The organism is Micromonospora sp., assembly GCF_048594385.1.
GTDB classification, from domain to species: Bacteria; Actinomycetota; Actinomycetes; order Mycobacteriales; family Micromonosporaceae; genus Micromonospora; species Micromonospora wenchangensis.
Genome location: NZ_JBMDWU010000094.1, coordinates 1 through 6,824, shown reverse-complemented (window position 1 = coordinate 6,824; position 6,824 = coordinate 1). Strand labels below are relative to the sequence as shown.

The window sequence follows — 6,824 nt, the reverse complement described above, 5'->3', positions numbered from 1 at the left end:
CAGCGGGGGCATCATGACCGAAGTTCCGGCGCAGCGTGGCCCGGCCCGCAACGGTTCGTCCGGCCCGCAGGTCGCCGACCGGCCGCCCCTGCCGCACCGACGGCCGCAGCAGCACCTCGCCCCCGAGTTGCGCGACGAGGGTCTGCCCGGGCCGAAGCCCGACGCCGCGCCGGCTCCCGCCCGGTCACCCGAGGAGGCCCGGGACCGGTTCAGCAGATACCAGAAGGCCTGGGCCGCCGGCCGGGCGGCGAAAAACGGGGACTCCGCCAGCAGAGACGACCAAGGCAGGAACGTATGACCCACTCGGCATCGCAGAACGATCTGACCTGGATCCTCGACGATCTGGTGGAGGTCCCTGACGTGGTCTACGCGGTCGTCCTGTCCACCGACGGGCTGATCGTGCAGAAGTCCACGTCGCTCCCGCAGGACGCCGGGGAGTTGTTGGCCGCCGGCGCGTCGTCCCTGCACAGCATCGCCGCGGGGATGGGCCGCCGGTTCGACAGCGGCCCCGTCCAACAGGTCATCATCGAGTACGAGGGACGGACGCTGTTCGTCGCCGCCGCCGGCCAGAACGCGCGGCTGGCGGTGCTCTGTGAACAGTCCGTCGACATGGGCACCGTCGCGTACGAGATGAGCCGCCTGGTGACCCGCATCGGTGACTATCTCGGCTCCGAGGCCCGCCTCGACGGACCTCTACTCACCGACCGACCCGGGTCGAAACCATGAGTCACGACGTGTGGGACGGCGACGACGAGGCGGAGGCCGGCCGGCTGGTGCCGTTGTACATCCTCGTCAACGGGCGGACGAGCCCCCGCAACACCAGCCTCGACCTGGCCACCCAGGTCATCGCCCTGCCGGCCGACCAGAGCCGGCTGGAGCTGGAGTACCGGGAGATCCTCCACCAGTGCACGGGGTGGATCTCCATCGCCGAGATCGGCGCCTACCTGCACCGGCCGCTCGCCATCACCAAGGTGATGGTGGACGTGCTCCACGAGCAGGGGTTTCTGGACATCGGCTCACCGGCGCAGGAGAAGATCGCCGACCGGTGGCTGCTGGAAACGGTTCTCGCCGGCCTGCAGCGGATATAGAAGAGGGACTGATACGCGTGGATCGGAAATCGGTGAAGGTCGTCGTGGCGGGCGGCTTCGGCACCGGCAAGACCACCCTGGTCGGCTCGGTCAGCGAGATCCCACCACTGGTCACCGAGGAGGTCCTCACCCAGGCCAGCATCGGGGTGGACGACCTCACCGGCGTGGAGGACAAGTCCAGCACGACCGTCGCCCTGGACTTCGGGCGGATCACCATCAGCAACGACGTCGTGCTCTACCTGTTCGGCACCCCGGGTCAGGACCGGTTCTGGTTCATCTGGGACGAGCTGGCCCAGGGCGCGGTGGGGGCGATCGTGCTCGTCGACACCCGCCGGCTCGGCACCAGTTTCCCGGCTGTCGACTATTTCGAGCGCCGGGGCATCCCGTTCGTCGCCGCCGTCAACCGGTTCTTCGGTGAGTGCCCCTACACCGAGGAGGAGATCCGCGCCGCCCTGGAGCTGGACGAGACCGTGCCGCTGCTGTGGTGCGACGCCCGGGACCGGGCCTCCAGCAAGCAGGCGCTGATCGAGCTGGTGCGGCACGCCCTGTCCCGGCTGCCCGCCACCGCCTGAGCGCCCCGGCAGGTCCCGCCCCGCCGGTGTCGGCCGGCTCCGGCCGCGCTGACCGGAGCCGGGCGTACCGGGTTCAGTCGCCGCCGCCCCCCGTCGGAAGCTGCGCCAACCGCACCTTGAAGTGCCGGAGCAGGGGTGGCGACGAGACCACCCGGTAGCCGGGGACCCGGCCGGGTTCCTTGGCGATGTCGGCGAGCACGGCGGCCACGTACTCGAAGTGGGTGTCGGTGTAGACACGGCGCGGGATGGCCAGGCGCACCAGTTCGAAGGGGGCCGGGGTGACCAGCCGGTGCCGGTCGTCCATCCCGCCGAGATAGAGCGAGCCCAGCTCGGCGCAGCGGATGCCCCCGTCGAGGTAGAGCTGGCAGCCGAGGGCGTGCCCGGGGAACTCCGCCGGGGACAGGTGGGGCAGCAACCGTCCGGCGTTGAGGTAGAGGGCGTGGATGCCGGCGGGTTGCACGGTGTCCACCCCGGCCTCGTTGACCAGCCGGGCCAGCCGGGCGGTGGAGGCGGCCCGTGCCCGCAGGTACGCGGGGTCGACCACCTCGCGCAGCCCCTGGGCGAGCCGTTCGAGGTCGTGGCCGGCCAGCCCGCCGTAGGTGGAGAACCCTTCGGTGGCGATCAGGTTGGCCTCGCACCTGGCGAACAGGTCGTCGTCGCGCAACCCGATGAGCCCACCGATGGCCGACAGGCCGTCCTTCTTGAGGCTCACCACGCAGCCGTCGGCGAGCCCGAAGGCGTGGGTGGCGATCTGCCGGGGCGTCCAGTCCCGGTAGCCGGGCTCGCGCTGCCCGACCAGCCAGGCGTTCTCGGCGAACCGCGCCGCGTCCAGGAAGAACGGCACCCCGTGCGCGCGGCACAGGTCGCGGACGGCGGTGAGGTTGGCCATCGACACCGGTTGCCCGCCGAGGCCGTTGTTGGTGATCGTGATGAGGACCAGGCCGACCCGGTCCCGTTCCGGCCCGGTGAGCGTGGCGGCCAACGCGTCGAGATCGATGTCGCCCTTGAACGGGTCCGCGCTGTCGAGGTCGAACGCGGCCGGGCAGGGCAGGTCCCGGGCCTCCGCGCCGGCCAGCGTGACGTTGGCCCGGGTGGTGTCGAAGTGGGTGTTGCTGAGGCAGAGCTGGCCCGGTTCGAGCAGGCTGGTGAAGAGCACCCGTTCACCGGCCCGCCCCTGGTGCACGGGGAGCAGGTGCGGATAGCCGGTGAGGTCGCGTACCTCGTCGCGGAACCGGAACCAGGAGCGCGCCCCGGCGTAGGACTCGTCGCCGAGCGCGGCGGCGGCCTCCTGCGCGGCCGAGGTGGCTCCGGTGCCGGAGTCCGACAGCAGGTCGATGGTGATCTGGTCGGCGCGCAGCTCGAACGGGTTGTATCCGGCGTCCGCGAGGGCCTCCCGCCGCTGCTGCGGGTCGAGGAAGGGGATCGGTTCGACCACCTTGATCCGGTACGGGGGCAGCATCGCGTAGGCGTCGACGGGCACTGTTCGCTCCTCGATGGACGGTCAGGGGTGTCCCGCGCCGGCCCGGCCGGTCGGGGTGGCCAGCGCCGTGCGGTCGACGGTCAGCGGGCGGCGTACCGGCGGGGTCACCCGGTACGCCTCGGCGGACAGGTAGACGGTCACCCCCGGCCGGGGGGCGCCCAGCCGCAACGACAGGTGCGGGATCAACCCGACGCCGTCACGCAGCGGCCGTCGGGCCACCGCGGCGAGCGCCCGGTCCAGCAGCGTGTGGCCGAAGCCGTAGCGGTCCAGCACCGCCACCACCCGGTCGTACGCTTCCTCGTCGTCGTCGACGTAGCCGCGGATCGGCACGTAGAGGCTGTAGCCGACCGGCCGGTCGACCCCCTCGACCAGGGTGTAGCTGCCCACCAGGGGAAGACCGGCGAACCGGGTCCGGCCGCCACCGGCCAACTCGACGAACTCGGCGAGCCGGGTCGCGTCCGCGTCGTGGACGATCCCGGCCGCCCGGACGACGTCGCGCACCTCGGCGTCGTGGTGGGTCAGGTAGACCTTGACCCGGGCCTGGGCACCGTCGTGCAGGTCGAGGGCGAAGAACGTCAGCCGGTCCCGGCGACCCAACTCGCCCGGCCGGATGCCGTGGTCGAGCATCGCCCGGAAGGACCTGCCGAGCCCGAGCCGGTGCAGCGCCTCGGCGACCAGGCCCGGTGCCCGGTCGACCCCCCGCAGCTCCGGATTGAGGTAGACCTTGAACTCGGGTCGCCGGCCACTGCGGAACACCAGTGAGCACCAGAGCGCGAAGGCGCCCTGCGGATCGTCGGTCGTGAACAGGTCACGCACCGAATCCAGCCGGGACGTGGACAGGCCGGCCCGGTGCGCCTGCCGGTCGAGGAAGCGCCGGGTGGCGGCCATGTTGGCCGACCTGCCGGGCGGTGCGCCCAGGGTCTCGCCGAGAATCCGTACGGTCGGCGGTTCGGTGGCGCTGAAGGCGATGGAGAACTCCACCGGGGTGTGGTCGTCGGCGATGTCGGACGGCCAACGCGGCGGGGCCGACAACGGCTGTGAACCGGCTGGTCCGAGCAGGTTTTCCAGCAGTTCCACCGGCTCTGCCGAGGCGATTCCGCTGGCCTCGCACAAACGCTTCAGCTGGTCGCCCAGACGATCGGAAAGGGACACCTCGTCCATCAATTCTCTCTCCCGATCAGGCTGACGACCAAAAGAGACCTTAAGAAGCATTTCACGACAAGGTCAAGATTGATCACAACTTGCAATGACATAACGGGAGCGAGACCGGCAAATCACCTCGATTAACTACCCAGAGTCGCGTACAGGATACGTCACATGGAGTTGATAGTTGCCCGGGGGTCGCGGTTGCGGGAACGACCCAGACCGTCGCCACCCGACCGGGCGACGGCACCCGACACATCCACGCGCGACACTGGCTGTCATGCTGCGAAACCGGCGGCGGCCCCGCGTACCCCCGCCGGTGCCCGTCCGGCAGCGGACCGGGGCCGCGCCGCCGCGGCCGGCCGGGGTGATCGACGGGGCGGGGTGGGCCTGGGTCACTGCGGGGTCCGGGGCGATGAGCTGCCCGGACGGGGCACGCTAGCCTCTGCCGGCATGTCAGCATTCGGCAACTCGCCCAACGTCCTGTTCGCGACGACCGTGACGGCGACCCGGCGGCTGTCGCCCGGGTTCGTCCGGGTGACGCTCGGCGACGAGCGGCTGCGGGAGATGGCCCCGTACCAGCTCGACCAGCGCATCAAGATCATGCTTCCGGTCGACGGCGGCTACCCGGCCGAGCTGCGGGCGGGGCTGCCCGAGCAGACGTGGCGACGCGAGTGGCGGTCCATTCCCGGCGACGTGCGCCCGAGGCTGCGCAGCTACACCGCGTACCGCACCCGGCCGCCGGCGGGCGAGCTGGACCTGGACTTCTACCTGCACCAGCCGCACGGCCCGGCGAGCGGCTGGGCGGCGGCGGCCCGGCCCGGTGACCGGCTGCTCCTGTCGGGCCCGCACGTGGCGGCCGGCCAACCCGGGTACGGCGTGCAGTGGGAGCCGGGGCCGGCGACGCGGGTGCTGATCGCGGCGGACGAGACGGCCTACCCGGCGGTACGCGGCATCCTGTCCGGCCTCGGCCCGGGGGTGCGGGCGACGGTCCTGCTGGAGGCCGGCGACGCGGCGGACGCCGCCACCCTCGACGACGTGACCGCCGGCCACCGGGTCGAGGTCCGGCTGCGGGGCGACGCCCGGGGCGGGACGACGCTGACCGGGTTGGTGGCCGACTGGTTGGCCGGGCACGGCCGGGCGGCGGCGACGGCGGGAACGGACTTCTACGCCTGGGCGGCTACGGAGAGTAGCAAGATTGCCCTGGTGCGTCGACTCTTCACCGAAGCAAACGTTGATCTACGGCAGGTGCACACCCAGGGTTACTGGCACGACCGGCCAGCCCGCGAAGAGATCGATGATTAGGTAATGCTAACCTAAACATCGCCGTGAGTAATCACTGTCAGTAGCCAGACGGGAACCTGCACCATGCGCACGCCGACCCCTCGAACAATCCGCCGACGCCTCCTCGCCCTCACCGTCGCCTCGGCGGCCGTGCTCGCCGTGGCCGCCTGCGGCTCCGACGACTCCGACCCGGCGGGCAGCGTCGGCGACACCAGAACCGTCGAACACGCACGCGGCAAGACCGCCGTGCCGAACAAGCCGACCCGGGTCGTCGTCCTCGAACCGGTCCAGCTCGACACCGCCATCGCCGTGGAGCTCACCCCGGTCGGCGCGGCCGTGCTCAACGAGGCCGCCGGCGTGCCCAAGTACCTCGGCGACAAGGCCGCCGGCATCACCACCGTCGGCACCGTCCAGGAACCCAACGTGCAGAAGATCGCGGCCCTCAAGCCCGACCTGATCATCGGCACCGAGTCCCGGCACTCCGCCCTCTACCAGCAGCTCACCGACGTCGCCCCGACCGTGTTCATGGCCTCCCAGGCCGACCCGTGGCAGGACAACGTCAGGTTCACCGCGACCACGCTCGGCGGCGCGGACTCCGCCGACAAGCTCCTCGCCGGCTTCCAGCAGCGGTGCGCGGACATCGCCAAGAAGTTCGGCACCGCCGGGAAGACCGCGCAGCTCATCCGCCCCCGCGACGGCGTCCTCACCCTCTACGGCCCCACCTCGTTCGCCGGCAGCGCACTGGAGTGCGTCGGCTTCACGACCCCCGAGCGCGACTGGGAGAACTCCATCTCGGTCGACGTCTCCCCGGAACGGGTGCTGGAGGCCAAGGCCGACCACGTCTTCGTCACCACCGTCGACGTCAACGACCGCAGCACCATCCCCGCCTCGGTCACCGCCAACGCCGCCGCCTTCCCCCGCCTGCACCTCGTCGACCAGTCGTTCTGGATCACCGGCGTCGGCACGGTCGGCGGGAAGGTCGTCCTCGACGATCTCGAACGCATCCTCACCGCGTCGAGTTGACCGCGACCACACCCGCCCGCGCCGTACGGGCCGCCACCCGCCCTTAACCGCGGGGCCGCAAACCCAGCGCGGGGGGGGTCGGGGGGGTCGTCGTTCCCCGGGGGTGGGCGGCGCCCGCCCGGCCCCCCCCCCGGGGGGGGTGCGGCCGCCGCGGGGCCCGGCGGGGCCCGGGCGGGGCCCCGCGGGCGGATGCGGTGGTGGTCAACTCGACGCGGCGAGGATGCGTTCGAGGTC

7 protein-coding genes and 1 pseudogene are annotated in these 6,824 nt (G+C 71.7%); 6 read left to right on the top strand and 2 right to left on the bottom strand.

Translation table 11 applies throughout. From position 1 onward, the window contains the following. From ACOJTC_RS04250 to ACOJTC_RS04235, 4 genes and pseudogenes are all read left to right on the top strand, one after another. A pseudogene (locus tag ACOJTC_RS04250) lies at positions 1 to 298 on the top strand (histidine kinase); the annotation flags it as partial. After that, a complete protein-coding gene (locus tag ACOJTC_RS04245) occupies positions 295 to 726 on the top strand; it encodes a roadblock/LC7 domain-containing protein (RefSeq protein ID WP_204925689.1) in 432 nt (143 codons plus the stop codon). The pseudogene ACOJTC_RS04250 and the gene ACOJTC_RS04245, both read left to right, overlap by 4 nt. Beyond that, a complete protein-coding gene (locus ACOJTC_RS04240; RefSeq protein ID WP_204925688.1) occupies positions 723 to 1,088 on the top strand; it encodes a DUF742 domain-containing protein in 366 nt (121 codons plus the stop codon). The genes ACOJTC_RS04245 and ACOJTC_RS04240 overlap by 4 nt, the downstream gene beginning before the upstream one ends. Before the next feature lie 17 nt (positions 1,089 to 1,105). Next, positions 1,106 to 1,660 (top strand): GTP-binding protein, encoded by a 555-nt coding sequence (locus ACOJTC_RS04235; RefSeq protein WP_245854165.1) that lies wholly within the window; start codon positions 1,106 to 1,108, stop codon positions 1,658 to 1,660. A 73-nt stretch (positions 1,661 to 1,733) separates the two neighbouring features. Here ACOJTC_RS04235 and ACOJTC_RS04230 read toward each other — a convergent pair whose 3' ends face one another. Together ACOJTC_RS04230 and ACOJTC_RS04225 are read right to left on the bottom strand one after the other, a co-directional pair. Then, the gene (locus ACOJTC_RS04230) at positions 1,734 to 3,140 is read right to left on the bottom strand and encodes a tryptophanase (RefSeq protein ID WP_420115833.1); all 1,407 of its coding nucleotides are present in this window, start codon (positions 3,138 to 3,140) and stop codon (positions 1,734 to 1,736) included. 21 nt (positions 3,141 to 3,161) lie between these two features. After that, the gene (locus tag ACOJTC_RS04225; protein ID WP_420115832.1) at positions 3,162 to 4,217 is read right to left on the bottom strand and encodes a tryptophan dimethylallyltransferase family protein; all 1,056 of its coding nucleotides are present in this window, start codon (positions 4,215 to 4,217) and stop codon (positions 3,162 to 3,164) included. Between the two features lie 519 nt (positions 4,218 to 4,736). Between ACOJTC_RS04225 and ACOJTC_RS04220 the strand changes: the two genes are divergently transcribed. Beyond that, on the top strand, positions 4,737 to 5,588 hold the full coding sequence (locus ACOJTC_RS04220; RefSeq protein ID WP_420115831.1) for a siderophore-interacting protein: 852 nt from the start codon (positions 4,737 to 4,739) through the stop codon (positions 5,586 to 5,588). Between the two features lie 63 nt (positions 5,589 to 5,651). After that, positions 5,652 to 6,590 (top strand): ABC transporter substrate-binding protein, encoded by a 939-nt coding sequence (locus ACOJTC_RS04215; protein ID WP_420115830.1) that lies wholly within the window; start codon positions 5,652 to 5,654, stop codon positions 6,588 to 6,590. The last annotated feature ends 234 nt before the right edge of the window (positions 6,591 to 6,824 follow it).

Coding starts and splice junctions, on each gene's coding strand:
- ACOJTC_RS04245 (WP_204925689.1), top strand. CDS start 295: ATGACCCACTCGGCATCGCAGAACGATCTGACCTGGATCCTCGACGAT.
- ACOJTC_RS04220 (WP_420115831.1), top strand. CDS start 4,737: ATGTCAGCATTCGGCAACTCGCCCAACGTCCTGTTCGCGACGACCGTG.
- ACOJTC_RS04215 (WP_420115830.1), top strand. CDS start 5,652: ATGCGCACGCCGACCCCTCGAACAATCCGCCGACGCCTCCTCGCCCTC.
- ACOJTC_RS04240 (WP_204925688.1), top strand. CDS start 723: ATGAGTCACGACGTGTGGGACGGCGACGACGAGGCGGAGGCCGGCCGG.